The organism is Mycetohabitans sp. B46 (assembly GCF_037389205.1).
Lineage (GTDB): Bacteria > Pseudomonadota > Gammaproteobacteria > Burkholderiales > Burkholderiaceae > Mycetohabitans.
This window is the reverse complement of the sequence record NZ_JADBGL010000002.1, coordinates 291,387-308,223: the sequence shown is the minus strand read 5'-3', so window position 1 is coordinate 308,223 and position 16,837 is coordinate 291,387. Positions and strand designations below refer to the sequence as shown.

At 64.3% G+C, this 16,837-nt stretch carries 14 protein-coding genes and 2 pseudogenes; 9 read left to right on the top strand and 7 right to left on the bottom strand.

Translation table 11 applies throughout. The features are described 5' to 3' along the window. The first annotated feature begins 17 nt into the window (after window positions 1-17). The 3 genes and pseudogenes from IHE30_RS03445 (at window position 18) to IHE30_RS03435 (ending at window position 3,287) form a co-directional block, all read left to right on the top strand. Complete coding sequence (locus tag IHE30_RS03445; protein WP_337688808.1) at window positions 18-1,439, top strand: sodium:proton antiporter; 1,422 nt, start codon at window positions 18-20, stop codon at window positions 1,437-1,439. A 139-nt stretch (window positions 1,440-1,578) separates the two neighbouring features. Further along, window positions 1,579-1,797 (top strand): annotated as a pseudogene (locus IHE30_RS03440) (D-glycerate dehydrogenase); the annotation flags it as partial. Further along, the gene (locus IHE30_RS03435) at window positions 1,791-3,287 is read left to right on the top strand and encodes a DNA recombination protein RmuC (RefSeq protein ID WP_337688806.1); all 1,497 of its coding nucleotides are present in this window, start codon (window positions 1,791-1,793) and stop codon (window positions 3,285-3,287) included. The pseudogene IHE30_RS03440 and the gene IHE30_RS03435, both read left to right, overlap by 7 nt. A 109-nt stretch (window positions 3,288-3,396) precedes the next feature. Here the strand turns inward: IHE30_RS03435 and IHE30_RS03430 are convergent, their stop codons facing one another. From IHE30_RS03430 to IHE30_RS03410, 5 genes are all read right to left on the bottom strand, one after another. Beyond that, a complete protein-coding gene (locus tag IHE30_RS03430) occupies window positions 3,397-3,672 on the bottom strand; it encodes a hypothetical protein (RefSeq protein ID WP_337688804.1) in 276 nt (91 codons plus the stop codon). A gap of 100 nt (window positions 3,673-3,772) precedes the next feature. Continuing rightward, window positions 3,773-5,068 (bottom strand): molybdopterin molybdotransferase MoeA, encoded by a 1,296-nt coding sequence (gene moeA, locus IHE30_RS03425; RefSeq protein WP_337688802.1) that lies wholly within the window; start codon window positions 5,066-5,068, stop codon window positions 3,773-3,775. 59 nt (window positions 5,069-5,127) lie between these two features. Continuing rightward, window positions 5,128-5,802, bottom strand: coding sequence for a molybdenum cofactor guanylyltransferase MobA (mobA, locus tag IHE30_RS03420; RefSeq protein ID WP_337688801.1), 675 nt, complete (start codon window positions 5,800-5,802; stop codon window positions 5,128-5,130). 27 nt (window positions 5,803-5,829) lie between these two features. Further along, a complete protein-coding gene (moaA, locus tag IHE30_RS03415; RefSeq protein ID WP_337688799.1) occupies window positions 5,830-6,921 on the bottom strand; it encodes a GTP 3',8-cyclase MoaA in 1,092 nt (363 codons plus the stop codon). Window positions 6,922-7,108: 187 nt separating this feature from the next. Further along, window positions 7,109-10,468 (bottom strand): Rne/Rng family ribonuclease, encoded by a 3,360-nt coding sequence (locus IHE30_RS03410; RefSeq protein WP_337688797.1) that lies wholly within the window; start codon window positions 10,466-10,468, stop codon window positions 7,109-7,111. 713 nt (window positions 10,469-11,181) lie between these two features. Here IHE30_RS03410 and IHE30_RS03405 point away from each other — a divergent pair. The 4 genes and pseudogenes from IHE30_RS03405 to IHE30_RS03390 all read left to right on the top strand — a co-directional run bounded on the left by IHE30_RS03405 (window position 11,182) and on the right by IHE30_RS03390 (window position 14,108). Continuing rightward, on the top strand, window positions 11,182-12,192 hold the full coding sequence (locus IHE30_RS03405; protein WP_337688796.1) for an RluA family pseudouridine synthase: 1,011 nt from the start codon (window positions 11,182-11,184) through the stop codon (window positions 12,190-12,192). After that, a complete protein-coding gene (locus IHE30_RS03400; RefSeq protein WP_337688795.1) occupies window positions 12,173-12,832 on the top strand; it encodes an HAD-IIIA family hydrolase in 660 nt (219 codons plus the stop codon). The genes IHE30_RS03405 and IHE30_RS03400 overlap by 20 nt, the downstream gene beginning before the upstream one ends. Continuing rightward, window positions 12,831-13,073: pseudogene (locus tag IHE30_RS03395) on the top strand (Rieske (2Fe-2S) protein); the annotation flags it as partial. The gene IHE30_RS03400 and the pseudogene IHE30_RS03395, both read left to right, overlap by 2 nt. An 18-nt stretch (window positions 13,074-13,091) precedes the next feature. Then, complete coding sequence (locus IHE30_RS03390) at window positions 13,092-14,108, top strand: S49 family peptidase (protein ID WP_337688794.1); 1,017 nt, start codon at window positions 13,092-13,094, stop codon at window positions 14,106-14,108. Between the two features lie 115 nt (window positions 14,109-14,223). Here the strand turns inward: IHE30_RS03390 and IHE30_RS03385 are convergent, their stop codons facing one another. Next, a complete protein-coding gene (locus IHE30_RS03385) occupies window positions 14,224-14,934 on the bottom strand; it encodes an SAM-dependent methyltransferase (protein WP_337688793.1) in 711 nt (236 codons plus the stop codon). Beyond that, entirely contained in the window at window positions 14,931-15,566 is a 636-nt protein-coding gene (locus IHE30_RS03380; protein WP_337688792.1) for a Maf-like protein, read from the bottom strand. Before IHE30_RS03380 ends, IHE30_RS03385 begins: the two co-directional genes overlap by 4 nt. Window positions 15,567-15,784: 218 nt before the next feature. Here IHE30_RS03380 and IHE30_RS03375 point away from each other — a divergent pair, with 218 nt between their 5' ends. Both IHE30_RS03375 and rpmF read left to right on the top strand, forming a co-directional pair. After that, the gene (locus IHE30_RS03375; RefSeq protein WP_337688791.1) at window positions 15,785-16,459 is read left to right on the top strand and encodes a YceD family protein; all 675 of its coding nucleotides are present in this window, start codon (window positions 15,785-15,787) and stop codon (window positions 16,457-16,459) included. 118 nt (window positions 16,460-16,577) lie between these two features. Next, a complete protein-coding gene (gene rpmF, locus IHE30_RS03370) occupies window positions 16,578-16,757 on the top strand; it encodes a 50S ribosomal protein L32 (RefSeq protein ID WP_337688790.1) in 180 nt (59 codons plus the stop codon). Window positions 16,758-16,837 lie beyond the last annotated feature (80 nt).

Genomic DNA, 16,837 nt, shown 5'->3' with positions numbered 1-16,837 from the left:
TTTTTCCGATACGACACATGACGAGGTTTTTTGCCGTTCTGCCGGCGGGTATCGTACTCGCCTGTATCCCGCTTGCCGCGTGCGCGGCCGACGTCGATGGCTCGCAACTCGGCCTGCATTGGGCACTGCCGTTTGCTGGCATGCTACTGTCGATCGCGCTGCTACCGCTGCTGGCTCCCCCATTCTGGCACCGCCATTTCGGTAAAATCACGGCGGCTTGGGCGTTGGCATTCCTGGGGCCGTTCGCCGCGTCGTTCGGCGCCGGCGCAGCGCTCGCGTCGCTTGCCCATGCCGTGATTGCTGAGTATGTGCCGTTCATCGTGTTGCTGGCCGCGTTGTATACGGTGGCCGGTGGCATCTGCGTGCGCGGCAATCTACAGGGGTCGCCCGCGCTCAATACCAGCCTGATCGCGCTTGGCACGTTGCTCGCGAGCATCATGGGAACGACGGGCGCGGCGATGCTATTAATTCGGCCGTTGCTGCGGGCCAATGACAATCGCCGGCGTGTTGCGCATGTGGTGGTGTTCTTTATTTTCTTGGTCGCGAATGCGGGCGGCGCGTTGTCGCCGCTCGGCGATCCGCCACTGTTTCTCGGCTTCCTGAATGGTGTCGATTTTTTCTGGACGACCGTGCATTTGGCGTTGCCGGCCTTGTTCGTCACCGCCACGGTGCTGTCGGTGTTCTATGTGCTGGATAGCTATTATTTCAGGCGCGATGGCCAAACTGGGCCGGCACGGGTGGACCTGACATCGGACTCGCGCGGCGTGGCGATTGACGGCAAAGTGAACTTCGGACTGCTGGCGTGCATCATCGTGCTGGTGCTAATGAGCGGCGTCTGGAAACCTCACGTGCAGTTCGATGTTTTCGGTGTGCCAGTCCAGTTGCAAAACATGCTCCGTGACGCCGGGCTGCTGGTCGTGCTGTTTGTGTCGCTGCGCGTGACGCCATCTTCAGCGCGCGATGGTAATGGCTTTAGCTGGGCGCCGATCGATGAGGTCGCCAAGCTCTTTGCGGGCATCTTCGTGACGATTGCACCGGTGATCGCGATGCTGCATGCCGGTCAGCGGGGCGCGTTCGCCGACGCGGTGCAGTGGACGCTGCAAGACGGCCAAGCCGCCGTGCCCCTGTACTTTTGGGTGACGGGGTTATTGTCATCGTTTCTGGACAATGCGCCGACCTATCTGGTGTTCTTCAACATCGCGGGCGGCGACGCGCAGACGTTGATGACGTCTGGTGCGTCAACACTCGCGGCGATTTCCGCCGGCGCGGTATTCATGGGAGCGAATACGTACATTGGCAACGCGCCGAACTTCATGGTCAAGGCCATTGCCGAGTCGCGCGGTGTGCGCATGCCGAGCTTTTTCGGCTTCATGGGATGGTCGGCCTGCGTACTGCTGCCGGTATTCGCGATGACGACATGGCTCTTTTTCCGGCATTGAGCGCCGGGCGCAAATTTGAACTGGAGCGGTGATGAAGCAAAAGGTTTGGGTGGCGCAGATGATCTTCCCGGACGTACTCGAAACGCTTGAGCCGTATTTCGATGCCAACGTGAATCGTGATGACCCTTTGCTCGCGTGCGACGTGCTCGACGGCGAGCCGAACGGGCATCCGGGCTTGTTGCCAGTGCCCAACGTGGTGCTGACGCCCGACATCGCAAGCGCGACCGAGACGACGCGGCGGGCGGTGGCGGCACGGGCGGCCGATAATTTGATCGCAGCGCTTGACTGCGGCCCGCAAGCCGGTCGCTCGCCGACACTGATCAACTCTGACGTGCTGGGGGCAATGCGCGCATGCTGACGATCATCCTAGCAGTCGCAGTGGCCGTATTGTCCGCCGCGCTGCTCGTTGTCTCGGCCACGATGCGGCAACGCGATGCCGGCAACGCGACCGAGGCATCACTGCAAGCGCTCGCGCAGCGGATGGGCGAACTGGGTGACACGCACGTGCGCTCCCAGGAAAGGCTAGCGCGCGAGTTGCGCGCGGAGCTGATCGACAGCGCCCGTGTGTCGCGCGCCGATGCCGGTGCCGGCGTCACGCAGCTCCAACAGGCGCTCGCGGCGCAACTCGCAAGTATTGCTACGGTGCAAAATAACCAGATTGACGGCTTCGCGCAGCAACTGGCCAAACTGACGCACAGCAATGCGCAGCAGCTCGATGCGTTCCGTTTGTCCGGCCAGCAGCAGGCGCAACATGCGCGCGAGGAACAGGCTGCTGCATTGAAGCGATTCGGCGATACGCTGAACCAGCAATTGGTCGCGCTGTCGGAGAGCAACGAGCGGCGTCTTGCCGAAGTGCGGGCGACGCTCGAGCAAAAGCTCAAGGATATCGAGGCGAACAATGCGGCCAAGCTCGATGAGATGCGGCGCATTGTCGATGAAAAGCTTCATGCCACGCTGGAGCAGCGCTTGGGCGAGTCGTTCAAGCTGGTGTCAGACCGGCTCGAGCAGGTCCATCGCGGCTTGGGCGAGATGCAGACGCTCGCCGCGGGTGTCGGTGACCTGAAGAAGGTGTTGACCAATGTCAAGACGCGCGGTACCTGGGGCGAGGTTCAGCTCGAGGCGCTGCTCGAACAGATGCTTACGCCCGATCAATATGCGAAGAACGTGGCGACGGTGCCGCGTAGCAGCGAGCGCGTCGAATTCGCAATCCGGCTACCGGGCCGGGGCGAAAGCGAGCACCGCAATGCGCAGCCGGTATGGCTGCCGATCGATGCGAAATTCCCGCGTGAGGACTACGAGCGGTTGATCGACGCACAGGATCGGGCTGACCCTCTTGGCGCCGAGGAGGCGGCCCGCGCGCTGGAAACGCGCGTCAGACTGGAGGCCAAGGCGATTGCAGACAAGTATGTGTCGCCGCCGCATACGACGGACTTTGCCTTGCTGTTCCTGCCGACCGAGGGGCTCTATGCGGAAGTCCTGCGCCGGCCTGGGTTGACCGATGCATTGCAGCGCGACTATCGGGTCACAATTGCCGGACCCACCACGCTAACCGCATTGCTGAACAGTTTGCAGATGGGTTTCCGTACGTTAGCGATCGAAAAGCGCTCGAGCGAAGTATGGCAAGTACTCGGCGCGGTGAAGACGGAGTTCGGCAAGTTCGGCGACGTCCTGGCGAAAACGAAGAACCAGCTGGCGACCGTTGCCCGGTCTATCGAATTGGCCGAGACCCGGACACGGCAAATGCACAAGAAGCTGCGCGACGTCGAGGCGCTATCTGGCGAGCAGGCCACCGAACTGCTGGGCGACGACGGGCAAGCGCAAGCGACGCCAGACGACCGCAGCGAATAAGCTGATGCGGCTGTGGCAGCGACCGTAGATCAGTGCGTGCACCGCGGACACGCCGGCCGGTTCGCATGGCGGGTCGTCGTCTCGTTCGACAGCGTGGCCAATGTTGATGTTATGCCTCCTCCGGTGCATCGGAGAGCATGATCTCGATGCCGCCGAAGCGCGATGCCACCCAGTTGTAGGCGTGACAGGCGATCCATAGCAGGATGAAGCCAAGCACGGCGTTGAGTATCAACGCGCTGAACACCGTCGACAGCTCAACAGAGCCATAGCGCACGAATGCCACTAGCACGCCGAGCAAGACGATTGGCACGCTGAAGGTCAGGTACACGAAGATCAGCGCCTTGGCGGTTTGCCCCGGGGCAATGTACGAGAGTTGTTTTTTCATATCGAAGCGTCGGCGGTCATTCGCGATAAAGGGTCGCGCGGGGCACGCGCGGAAGTTGTATGAAAACGTCGAGTATGCGTGAGATTAGTCCGTCCAAAGGTTAAATCAGTCCATCAAACGGCATGATGTCGACCGTGTCGCCCACGGCCACTGGCCCTCGTTGATGTTCCAGAATAACGAAACAATTGGCGTCGCTCATCGAGCGTAGGATACCGGAGCCCTGCGCGCCGGTCAGCGCGACTTCCCAGTGCCCGTCGTCGCGCCGGCGCGCGATGCCTCGCTGATATTCGGTCCGTCCGGGGCGTTTGCTGATCGAATCTAGCGTGCTCGCCGCGATCAACGGCACGGGCCGGGGCAGCGCACCGGTCATCGAAATCAGTGCGTCGCGCACGATCTGATAGAAAACGACCATCGTGGCAACCGGGTTGCCTGGCAAGCCGAAATAGAGTGCATCGTGGCCTTCGCCCACGCGCCCGCCTGACCAGATGCGGCCGAACGCGAACGGGCGTCCTGGCCGCATCGCGACATTCCAGAATGCGACGTCGCCCAGCCGCCCCATCAGCTCACGCGTGTAGTCTGCGTCGCCGACCGACACGCCGCCGGAACTGAGTACAACGTCTGCTGACGCCGCTGCGTTGCGCAGCGCTGCTTCCAGCGCGTGCCGATCGTCGGGCACCACGCCGAGATCGATCCCCTCCACGTTTAGGCGGCGCAGCATCCCGTACAGCGTATAGCGATTGCTGTCGTATATGCATCCGGGCGCAAGCGGTTGCCCCAGCGAACGCAATTCGTCGCCGGTCGAAAAGAAGGCGGCACGCAGGCGCCGCCGGACTGGTACTTCGCCAAGCCCGACAGAGGCGAGCAGGCCTAGATCGGACGCGCGCAGCACACGTCCGGCCAATAGGGCGGCATGTCCGCTGCGCAGGTCTTCGCCGGCGCGTCGGCGGTTGGCGCCGCGGGCCAGCGCGGTGGCCGAAAATTGGATCGATCCGTCAACGCCGATTGCAACCTGCTCCTGCGGGACCACGGTATCGCAGCCGGCCGGCAATATCGCGCCGGTCATCACGCGGATGCAATCGCCGCTGCGTACCCGCGCATCGTACGCGCGTCCGGCCAGCGCCGTACCCGCCACGCGCAACCGGATCGTGCCGCCGCGCTCGAGCGCGGCGCCGTCGAACGCATAGCCGTCCATGGCGGAATTGTCGTGTGCGGGTACGTCCAGCGGCGAGACCACGTCGTCAGCCAGCACGCGATCCAAGGCGTCGCGCAGCGCGAGCCGTTCGATGGTGGCCACCGGCGTTGCCCACTGGTTGACGATGGCCCGAGCGGCATTCACCGGCAGGGCGTTCGGATCATAGTCGGCGATACAGCTTGCGATTGTTTGCAGCGAGGTCATGGCACGGGACGAAGAAAACGGGGCGGGGGTAATCGGGTAAAGGAGGATGCCGGGCACGCTCATCGCTCGGTGTCCGGCCGCTCGAGTTTGTATAATTCTTGCAGCGAGTTGACATTGTAAAACGCGCGCTCGTCGGCGAATGGCACGCGTACTGCCATGTGGCGTGCGTACCACGCGCGCACCCGGCGTTCGCCCTGGAGCAACTGCGTCGCCAGATCGTCTGCCAGCCCGGCGCGCAGCAGCGCGAATACAAAATGAGCGCGCCCGGCTGCCGGCGTGTCGGCCGACGACGCAGGCCTGGCAGGCGTGTCCGGCGCAGTGGCATCGGGCGATGCGGTGCAGGCATAAGCAATCGGTGCGTGCGTGACTTCCAGCGCTTGGGCAAGGCGCTGCGCCAGATTCAACGGCACGAACGGAGAATCGCAGGGCGCGACCAGTAGCGCGCCGTACCTCGGCGCCTGGCGCTCGAGTACATACAGCCCTTCGAGCATGCCGGCCAGCGGGCCGGGGAAATCGGGTGTGGTGTCTGTCAGCACCTGATCGGCAAACCGGGCATACTGGTCAACGTGGCGATTGGCGCTGATCATCAGGTGCGACACCTGTGGCCGCAAGCGCTGTGCGACATGCTCGACGAGCGGACGCCCATGCAACAGTTGCAGTCCCTTGTCCCGTCCATCCATCCGCGTGCCGCGGCCGCCAGCGAGAATCAGCCCGATGGTGCTGGCGCGCGACATCACGTGCGGACCATGGTGTGCATCGGTCTAGCCGCCGATATAGGACATTTCGACGCGCGGGCCGCCAGCGGCTTGCCCGCGCAACTGCGAATAGCGGTCCTCGCGGGCTTGCCACAGCCGCGCGATTGCATCGGCGATCTGCTCATCGGTGGCGCCGCCGCGCAACAGCGCGCGTAGATCGTGACCCGTGCCGGCGAACAGGCATAAATACGCTTTGCCTTCAGTGGACAGCCGTATGCGCGTACAACTGGCGCAGAAGGCGCGCGTGACGCTGGAGATCACGCCGATCTCCCCGGCGCCATCGGCGTATTGCCAGCGTTGCGCGGTCTCGCCTGAATAATGCGCGTCCAGCGGCACAAGCGGCCAATGCGCGTTGATTCGGTCGATGACGTCGGCGGATGGCAGCACGTCGGTCATGTTCCATCCATTGGAGCGGCCCACGTCCATGTATTCAATGAAGCGCAATACGGTGCCGGATCCTCGAAAATGTCGGGCCATCGGCACGATTTCGCTGTCGTTGGTGCCGCGCTTAACGACCATATTGATCTTCAACGGGCTAAGGCCCGCCGCGTGCGCGGCCTCGATTCCCTCCAGCACGCTCGAGACCGGAAAATCGGCATCGTTCATGCGTTTAAACAACGTATCGTCCAGTGCGTCGAGGCTGACTGTCACGCGCGTGAGTCCAGCGTCTTTCAGCGCACGCGCCTTGCGGACGAGTAGTGCGCCGTTCGTCGTCAGCGTCAGATCGAGTGCCCGCGCGTCGGGCGTGCGCAACGCGGCAAGGCGTTCGATCAGACGTTCGAGATGCTTGCGCAACAACGGTTCGCCGCCGGTTAGACGGATCTTCTCGACCCCCTGCGCAACAAACAGCCGCGCCACGCGCTCAATTTCTTCAAAGCTCAGCAGCGCGCTGTGTGGCAGAAACGGGTAGTCGCGGCCAAAAACGGTTCGCGGCATGCAGTACACGCAGCGAAAATTGCAGCGGTCGGTGACCGAGATACGCAGGTCACGTAGGGGACGAGCGAGCCGGTCGACGACATACCCGCGCGGCGCTCCAGGGGCGCTCGAGAACGCCGGGACGGCGCTTAATTCGTTCAGCGGGATGACACGTCGATTCATGGTTGCCGCGCAAGCCAGTTCAGCCAAGGAGAGGTTAGTTCAGTCAACGATTTTATCTGAATGCGCCGAGTACGGCGTTGCTGTGGTGCAATGTTCTATATCGCGGAATAAAAAGCCCTCGCCGAGGCGAGGGCCAGCGATGATGCGCCGCCAAGCGGCGCACGACGGGTGCGGTGTGCCCGTCCGGTTACACCCCGTGTTGGGTCTCGACCTGCTGCATCGGTTCCGCAGAGGGCGGCGGCAACGGTTTGCGTTCACGGCCGATGCGCAACGGCTCCTGGGCAGCTTGCGCGGCCTGCTGCGCTGCGCGCAGCTTGTCGGCATCGGTGTTGACCCATACCAGGCCGGCGGACTCCAGAATCGGTGCCAGCGTGTCGATCGACAGCGTGCCTGCCGACGAAGCTGTTGGAACGGGCGTGGCGACCGGGGACGGCTCGTCGGCACTGCGCGGTTGGGACAGCGCTTCGTGCGCGCCCGCTGGGGTACTGCCGACGGCGGCTTGCCTATCGCCCGCTGCGGCGCGGCCGGTTACCGTGTTGTCCGATTGCGCGGCCGGAACCTGAGCCGACGCAGCCGGCGTGTGGGGGCGCGCCGGCATCGCCGATGTCGGCTCGTCTGTGCTCCGCGAGCTTATCGGCGTCGGCTCATCATCTCGTACCGGCACCGGCACCGGCACCGGCACCGGCACCGACACCGGCTCGTCGCGTCGTATCGGCGCTGATTCGAGCGGCGTCGGCTCCACCGTCGCGGCGGTGGTCACCACCGTTGACGCCACCGACGGCTGAGCAAGGGGCGCTTGCTGCCGTGTCACCTCGTTGGTGACGCTGCGGTCCGCACCTAAGTCATGTGCCGGCTCGACGACTCGCGGCTGTGGCTGCGCCGCGACCGCAGTCGGTTGCACGGGCTTGGCTACCGATACCTGCTCCATTTCTTGATGTCCGCTAGCCTCGTTGGTTTCCCGCGGCGCGGGGGACCGGGCCGCGGCGTGTTCGACCGCCGCTTCTGATCCTGGTGCTGGCGTGTGCTCGCGGGCCGTCACTGCATCACCTGTTGTCGCGGTGGGGGCACCAGCTGCGGCGCTCGGTGCAGTGGCACCCGTTTCGCCTTCTCCTTCGGCCACATCTGCGGCATGAGTCAGGTTGACGCTGTCTTCGTCGCGTTCACGGCGACCGCCGCGGCGTCCGCGCCGGCGGCGGCGGCGCTCCTCGCCGTCACGCCCGGCATCGGTTTCCTGTGCAGCGCCGGTACCCGGCACCGACTCCTGACCCTGCTCGAACGCCTGCTCGTCACGTAATGACTCGACCGGCGGCTGCTCAAGCTGCTTGCGCTCGCCACGGTCGGCCCGGTCGCCACGGTCGTGGCGTTCACCGCGTTCGGTTCGGTCGTGGCGTTCACCGCGCTCACCCCGATCCGCCCGTTCACCTCGTTCAGCGCGCTCGCTCCGCGCCGCCTCGTTGCGGTCACGGCGTTCGCCACGCTCGGTACGCTCGAAACGCGGCGGCCGTTCGGTGCGTGCCGGTTGTTCTACGTCCACGCGGGCATCGACCTGCCGCTCCTGGCGAGGGGCTCGCGTATCGCGGGCGCTCCGCTCGTCGCGCGCAGCGCGTTCGTCCCGTGTATCGCGTTCCTCGCGACGCGGCCCACGGCCCGATGGAGCAGCAACGTCGCGTGACGCCGCGTCACGGTTACCGGATTGCGAACCGCGCCGATGGGGCCGGTTGCGCTCCGCGCCTTGACGAGCCTCGCCGGCACGTTCCCCTGTCGGCCGTGCTGGCGTGGCTTTGGCGGGGGCCTGCGCTGGCGGGGCAGGAGGCTCGCCACTGAAGATGCGCTTGAGCCATCCAATGAATCCGCCACTTGCCGCGGCCGCCGGTGCGACCGGTGCGCTCGGCCGGGCTTGCGGCACCGGGCGTGGCGTGGCGCTGGGCGCTGGCATGTCCGGCGTAATGCCCTTGACGGCGGCTTCCTGCTTCGGCTTCGCGTCGCCGTCGCGCTTGCTGTAGCCGGTTTCCGATTCCAACTCGCGCGCCGCTTCCTCGGTCATACGCCACGACGCGCGCGGCTCGTCGAGTCGTACGTCGTCATGACGCAGCCGCTCGAGCTTGTAGTGCGGCGTCTCGAGGTGCTTATTGGGAATGAGCACCACGTTGACCTTGAAACGCGATTCGATCTTATTGATTTCCTGGCGTTTTTCGTTTAGCAGGAAGGCAGTTACCTCAACCGGCACCTGGCAATGGATTGCCGCGGTGTTCTCCTTCATCGCTTCTTCTTGAATGATCCGCAGCACTTGCAGCGCGGACGATTCGGTATCGCGGATGTGGCCAGTGCCGTTGCAGCGCGGGCAGGTCACATGGCTGCCCTCGGACAGCGCCGGACGTAGCCGCTGGCGCGACAGCTCCATCAGGCCGAAGCGGGAGATCTTGCCCATCTGGACCCGGGCCCGGTCGTGCTTGAGCGCGTCCTTAAGCCGTTGCTCGACTTCACGCTGGCTCTTGGCCGACTCCATATCGATGAAGTCGATCACGATCAGTCCGCCCAAGTCGCGCAGCCGCAACTGGCGCGCCACTTCATCGGCTGCCTCCAGGTTCGTGCGCAGCGCGGTTTCCTCGATGTCGGCGCCCTTCGTCGCGCGGGCCGAATTCACGTCGATGGCGACCAGCGCTTCCGTGTGGTCGATCACGACGGCGCCGCCGGATGGCAGCGGCACGGTACGGGAGTAGGCGGTCTCAATCTGGTGCTCGATCTGGAACCGGGAGAACAACGGCACGTCGTCGTGGTAGCGCTTGACCTTGCCGAGATTGTCCGGCATCACCACTTCCATGAACGCGCGAGCCTGATCGTGGATATCCGGTGTATCGATTAGGATTTCACCGATGTCGGGCTGAAAGTAATCCCGGATCGCGCGGATCACCAAGCTCGATTCAAGATAGATCAGCAGTGGCCCGCGCGTGCCGTTCGCCGCTGCCTCGATCGCACGCCACAATTGCAACAGGTAGTTCAAGTCCCACTGCAGCTCTTCGGCGGAACGACCGATGCCCGCAGTGCGCGCGATCATGCTCATGCCGTCCGGCAATTCGAGTTGCGCCATCGTTTCGCGCAATTCCTGCCGGTCGTCGCCCTCGATGCGTCGCGACACGCCGCCGCCGCGCGGATTGTTGGGCATCAGCACCAGGTAGCGGCCGGCCAGCGAGATAAACGTGGTCAGTGCAGCGCCCTTGTTGCCGCGCTCCTCTTTTTCGACCTGAACGATCAGTTCCTGACCTTCGTGCAGCGCGTCCTGGATGCGCGCGGAGCGCATTTCGACGCCATCCTTGAAATATTGTCGAGCGACCTCCTTGAAGGGCAGAAAACCATGGCGGTCCTCGCCGTAGTTGACGAAGCACGCTTCGAGCGAGGGCTCGATCCGCGTGACGACTCCTTTGTAGATATTGCCTTTACGCTGTTCGCGTCCGGCGGTTTCGATATCGATGTCGATCAGCTTCTGCCCATCGACGATCGCCACGCGCAACTCTTCCTGCTGCGTCGCGTTGAACAACATGCGTTTCATTGAACGGCTCCAGTGCGGCTGCGCGTCCCGCCACGGTCCAGAGCGGAACCGGAACGGGCAGCGGCGCGCCGCCTCTTTTTGTCAAAAAAAGCACGCTGGAGCGGGAAACTCTGGCTGGGGAGAATTGCCTTGACCGGAACGCGCGCCAACCAAGGCGCGGCGTGCCGCGGGCACCTGCGAATAGTTCCAAACCACGGCAAAACACGGCGGTGCAGCCGCGCATCGCGCAATGAAGCGCGTGACGCGCGGCCTCAAACGGTACGATGCACTGCTGTCGGCGGGCCACCGTTGCACAATACGCGCGCTAACCCAAACCTGCGCGGGTGCGTGGACCATTGGCGCCGCGGCCCGGGTGTCTCGCTCGTTTGCGCGCGCTGTCTCGATCCGACTGCTGCGCGCGGGTTATTCGCAATCCGTCCAGCTCGTGCGTGCCACGTCGGTCGACGTGCCGTGCGGCGGGCTGGACGCAAAAAATTCTTTATGACCAAAATTTCCGTTACCGACTTGCCGTCGACGATGCCGAATCCGCCTGTGGGCGATATCCCTACACCGTGCCACGACGTGCGTGCAACTTGCTGCTCTCGCCTTCCAGGCGAGCAGCCGGCCTGGGGTGCAAGGTAAAATAACGCACTGGGCGCTTGCACCGAAACAGCCCGTCGTGTGCCGGGCGGGTCGCCACCGGCGCATGGGCTGTTTGGCAAATTATATTCAGAATGAATGAGTTAGGCAAAATATCACAAAATGGTGCAGCCGCCGACCGTGTTTCGTGGCTGAACGTGGACGACGCGTCGGCTGGTCAGCGCATCGACAATTTTCTTCTGCGCGTGTGCAAAGGGGTACCAAAAAGCCATATTTATCGGATTTTGCGAAGCGGCGAAGTGCGAGTCAATAAGGGCCGGGTCGACGCCTCGTATCGGCTTGAGCATGGCGATGTCGTGCGCGTGCCGCCGATACGGGTGGCGCAGCCGGCGCGCGCCCTGGTGAGCACGCCGGCTGCGACGTTCCCGGTGTTGTATGAGGACGATTGCCTAATCGCACTGGATAAGCCAGCCGGCATTGCGGTGCACGGTGGCAGCGGGGTGAGCTTTGGCGTGATTGAGCAAATGCGCGCCGCGCGCCCCGATGCCCGCATGCTGGAACTGGTCCACCGGCTCGACCGGGAAACATCCGGTGTGCTGTTGCTGGCCAAGAAGCGTGCTGCGCTCGTCAATCTGCACAAGCAGATTCGCGAGGGCCGGCTGGATAAGCGCTACCTGGCGTGCGCGCGGGGCGTGTGGCCTGCGCACTGGGGCGTGCGCCGCGCGGTGAAGGCGCCGCTGCACAAGTACTTGACCGCTGACGGTGAGCGGCGGGTTCGCGTGCAGCCCGATGGACTGGGATCGCATACGGTCTTCAACCTGCGCCAGCGCCTGGGTGACTATTTCTTACTGGAGGCGGAACTGAAGACTGGCCGGACCCATCAGATCCGGGTCCATCTCGCGCATCTGGGCTTGCCGATCGTCGGTGACGACAAGTACGGGGATTTCTCGTTGAACAAGGAGCTGGCTCGTCCCGGCGCCCGGCCGGGGCTGCGCCGGATGTTCCTGCATGCGTGGCGGCTGAGCGTTACGCACCCGGCCAGCGGCGCGGCGCTGGCGTTCGAGGCGCCGCTGCCAGCCGAATGCGATAATTTCTTGCAACAATTGACGGATAGGTTGAGCGCGGATGGCACGCAAACAGTTTGACTTGATCGTGTTCGACTGGGACGGTACGTTGATGGACTCGACCGCGCACATCACGCACAGCATCCAGCGGGCGTGCCGCGACCTCGGCTTGCCCGTGCCCGACGCGTTGTCGGCGAGCTATGTCATCGGGCTGGGGCTGCGCGACGCGCTGCAGATCGCCGCGCCCACGCTCGATCCGATCGACTATCCGCGCCTTGCGCAGCGCTACCGGTTCCATTACTTGAGCGGTGATCCGCATATCGAATTGTTCGACGGCGTGCGCGAGATGTTGGACGAATTACGCGGTGCAGGCTATCTGCTCGCGGTGGCGACCGGCAAATCGCGGGTCGGGCTGAACCGCGCGCTGGACTCGTTCCGGTTGATGACGATATTTGATGCGACCCGCTGCGCGGACGAGACGTTTTCGAAGCCCCACCCGGCAATGCTGCATGAGTTGACGCGGGAATTGGGGCAAGATGCCGTGCGGACCTTGATGGTCGGCGACACGACGCACGACCTGCAGATGGCAGCCAACGCCGGGGCCGCCGCCGTGGCGGTGTCCTATGGCGCCCATCCAGCCGAGCAGCTGATTAAGCTGGCGCCGCGCTTTTGCGCCGCCGACGTCACGTCGCTGGCCGATTGGCTGCGCGAGCACGGATGACCGGCGCACGCACGTGCCGATGGAGTTGGACTGGTCCGAGGGCGAGTTCTTCGAAAGCTCGCGCCTATACTTGATGTGCGTGACGCACGGCGCCATCTATGCGTCCGACACTGGGCGCTGCGTCGGCGGCCCATACCGTGGCGGCCGGCTGCGCCTGCCCCGGGTTCAGGCGTGCGACACGGCCGATGGGCCAGCCGTCTTTTGGCTGCTTGACAATGAAATTCGACCTTTTTTCCCTTGAAGCAAGGCCTGACTGCGCATGACCAACTATTCGACTGACGACAACCCGCGAACCCCCACGCCTGCCCAGCAGGGACGAGCCGACGGCGCTGGCCGCACCCCCGACGATTGGCAGCGCGATGCGCTCGAGCGCGTCGCGCTGGCGGCCATCCACGAGCAGCGGGCGGCGCGCCGCTGGCGGATTGTCTTTCGCGGCGCGTTCCTCGCCGTATGGATCGCGCTCATTTGGAGCGTGTTTAGCCTGCTGGGCGAACGTTCGGTTTCGGCCGGACGCCATACGGCACTGGTTTCGCTGAACGGTGAGATCGCGGCGAACTCGAATGCGAGCGCGGAGAACATCGATACCGCGTTGCAGCATGCCTTTGACGACTCGGATACCGTCGGGGTGATCCTGCGGATTAACAGCCCGGGTGGCAGCCCGGTGCAGGCCGGCATCATCAACGCCGAGATCCGCCGCTTGCGCGACAAGTATCCGTCCAAGCCGCTGTATGTGGTGGTCGAGGACATTTGCGCGTCGGGCGGCTACTACGTGGCGGCGGCCGCCGATAAGATTTACGTCGACAAGGCCAGCATTGTCGGCTCGATCGGCGTGCGGATGGACGGGTTCGGCGTCACCGGGCTGATGGACAAGCTCGGTATCGAGCGCCGGATGCACACGTCCGGCGAAAACAAGGGATTCTACGATCCTTTTTCGCCCGAGAGCGACAAAATGAAGCAGCATGCGCAGCGCATGCTGGATGATATCCATGCGCAGTTCATCGCTGCAGTGCGGCAAGGTCGGGGCAAGCGCCTGAAGGAAACGCCGGACGTGTTTTCCGGGCTATTTTGGACCGGTGACAAGAGCGTCGAACTTGGGCTGGCCGATGGATTCGGCAGTACCGACTATGTCGCACGTGAGGTCATCAAGGCACCGGATATCGTCGACTATACGGTCAAGGAGAGCATCACCGATCGTGTTGCCCGCAAGTTCGGCGCGGCGGTCGGCGGCGCGGCGCTTCGTGTGCTGGCGCTCGGCGCTGCGCCAAGCCTACGCTGAGTCTGGCTGTCAACTTGGGACGTTGGGCCGCGGACCGGGCACAGTCCTGTCACGCGTTGACTCGGATTCGGGATGACGCGTGGGGCCCGGTCGGCCCCCGCGCGCTGGGCTGCTGTCAGCTCGCCAGCATCAGGAAAATGGCCGGTCGTTTGTGCAATTCGATCGACTCCTGGCGCCATGCCGACACCGGCCGGGTAAGGATTTGTTCATCCGGTAGCGTTAAATCGACGGCTACACACACGAGCGTGTCCGGCGCGCACGCGTCTGCCAGCGCATCGAGCAGCGCACGGTTGCGATAAGGGGTTTCGATAAAGATCTGCGTCTGCCGGGCCCGGCGCGACTGCTGCTCCAGCTCGCGCAGCTTCTTCATGCGTTGCGCGGCATCCACCGGTAGGTAGCCGTGAAAGGCAAAGCTCTGGCCGTTTAAGCCGGAGCCCATCAGCGCCAGCAGGATCGCGCTGGGTCCGACCAGTGGCACGACTCGGACGCCGCGCTCGTGCGCTCGGCGCACCAGCAGTGCACCGGGATCGGCCACAGCTGGACACCCGGCTTCTGATAGCAGCCCGCCGTCGCGGCCTGCGATGATCGGCGCGAGCAGCACATCGATTGCGCTCGCCGGCGTGTTGACGTTCAATTCGCGAATCTCGATGTCCTGGATCGGGAGCGTGCCACCCGTTTTTTTCAGGAACGCCCGCGTGCTTTTCGCGTTTTCGCCGACATAATAGGTTAGCCGCGCCGCGAGCGCGCGCACCGGTTCGGGCAGCACGCCCGCCAGCGCAGCGGCGTCGCCCAGCGCATTGGGCACCAGGTACAGCACGCCGGTCATTGCGCCCGCTCCGGTGCGTCGGCGGTGCCGAACAGCGTCACGCCGGCCTGGCGCAGCATGTCGGTCAGCGCGATCAGCGGCAAGCCGATCAAGGCCGTGGGGTCGTCGCTGTTGACCGCCTCCAGCAAGGCGATCCCGAGCCCTTCCGACTTGGCGCTGCCGGCGACGTCGTAGGGCCGCTCCAACTGCAAGTAAGCGTTCAGTTCCGTATCGGGCAAGTTGCGAAAGCGTACCCGTGTGACGACGTCCGCGCAGCGTGCGGTGTCGTGGCGCGGGTCATAGAGGCACAGCGCGGTGTGAAACTCGACGTCGCGCCCGCGCATCGCGCGTAGCTGCTCGAGCGCGCGCGCATGGTCTCCGGGCTTGCCGATCTGCCGGCCGGCGAGCGTGGCGACCTGATCCGAGCCGATGACCAGCGCATCGCCGCTGCGCGCGGCCACGGCGCGGGCCTTAGCCTCGGCCAGTCGCAGGGCGGTGCCGGCCGGCGCTTCATGCGGCAATGGCGTTTCATCGATGGCTGGCACGTCGACGTCGAACGTCACGCGCAACCGCTCGAGTAGTGCGCGCCGATACGGGGAGCTGGAAGCGAGAATCAGCCGGCGCGCGGCGATTGGAGCGGGTATGGGCTGCATAGGCGGAAGCGGTCCAGAATGCGCGATTTGACCATGGCCGGCACGTGGCGCGCGGCGCGTTGCGCGAACGCGCGCGGTGCTGGCTTAAGTGTTTGACGCGTAAAGACAAAAGCGATATGATACCGGGCTTTTCATCGGTGCGGTTCATAAACGTCGCGGCGCGGCGGCCGGCAATGCGGGCTGCGTCTGTTGGCGGGATGGCACAGGAGGAGGTCCAGATGGCGGAGTCAACGGACAAGTGGGGCGCGTCGACGAGCCGTGCGGCGGCGCTCAACCTGCATGCGCTGGATCTATTCGAGTTTGCGCGGACCGGTCGGCACGCGGCGGGGCAGTTTGACGTCGGCGAGTTGGCCCGGCTGGCCGCCGAGGTGCCCGCCGACGCGATGACGCTTGACGATTATGATCCGGCGTTGCGCTGGCAGGCGCAGGGTGGAGCGGTGCGTGAACTGCGGCCTGATGGCACCGCGCTCGACGAGCCGTATCTGCGGGTGGCCGTGCATGGCGCGATCTGGCTGCAGTGTCAACGCTGCATGGAGCCGTTTCGCGTGCCACTGGACATCGATGCCGAATACCGGATCGTCGAGAGCGACGATGAGGCGGATGAACGTGCGCTCGACGACACGTCGTTTGATGTGATCGTAGGCTCGCGCCAATTCGATTTCGTCGAGTTGATCGAGGAAGAATTGTTGTTGTCGCTGCCGCTGGTGCCGAAGCATGAGGTCTGCACCCAGATACACGAGAGTCTGGTGACCGGCGCGGCGGGCGAGCATGCGCGCGATCCCGGTGATGAGGCTGGCGAAGCGCTGGCTGGTGACGAAGCGCAACGCGAGCATCCGTTCGCCGCGCTCGAGGCGCTTAAGGGCGGCGGGCCGAAGTCCGGGCCGACGCATTGAGTGGGCGGACGCGGTCCAAAGGCCAGGCCGGTCGTGCCGGCCTGTCATCGGCTGTCTGGCGGATGGCGGGCGGGGTGTGGACCTATGTTAAAATTGACGAAATTTTTCTGGAGTTACCATGGCAGTTCAGCAAAACAAGAAGTCGCCGTCGAAGCGCGGCATGCACCGCTCGCACGATTTCCTGGGCACCGCGCCGCTGGCCGTCGAGCCGAGCACCGGCGAAGTCCATCTGCGTCACCATATCAGCCCGAACGGCTACTATCGCGGCAAGAAGGTCGTCAAGACCAAGAACGATTAAGTGCTGGGCGGCAATGGTCGCCTGCCTCACCTTTTGTTCGCGATTGAATTGCCATCGGTTCGTCAAAAAAGCGGCATTGA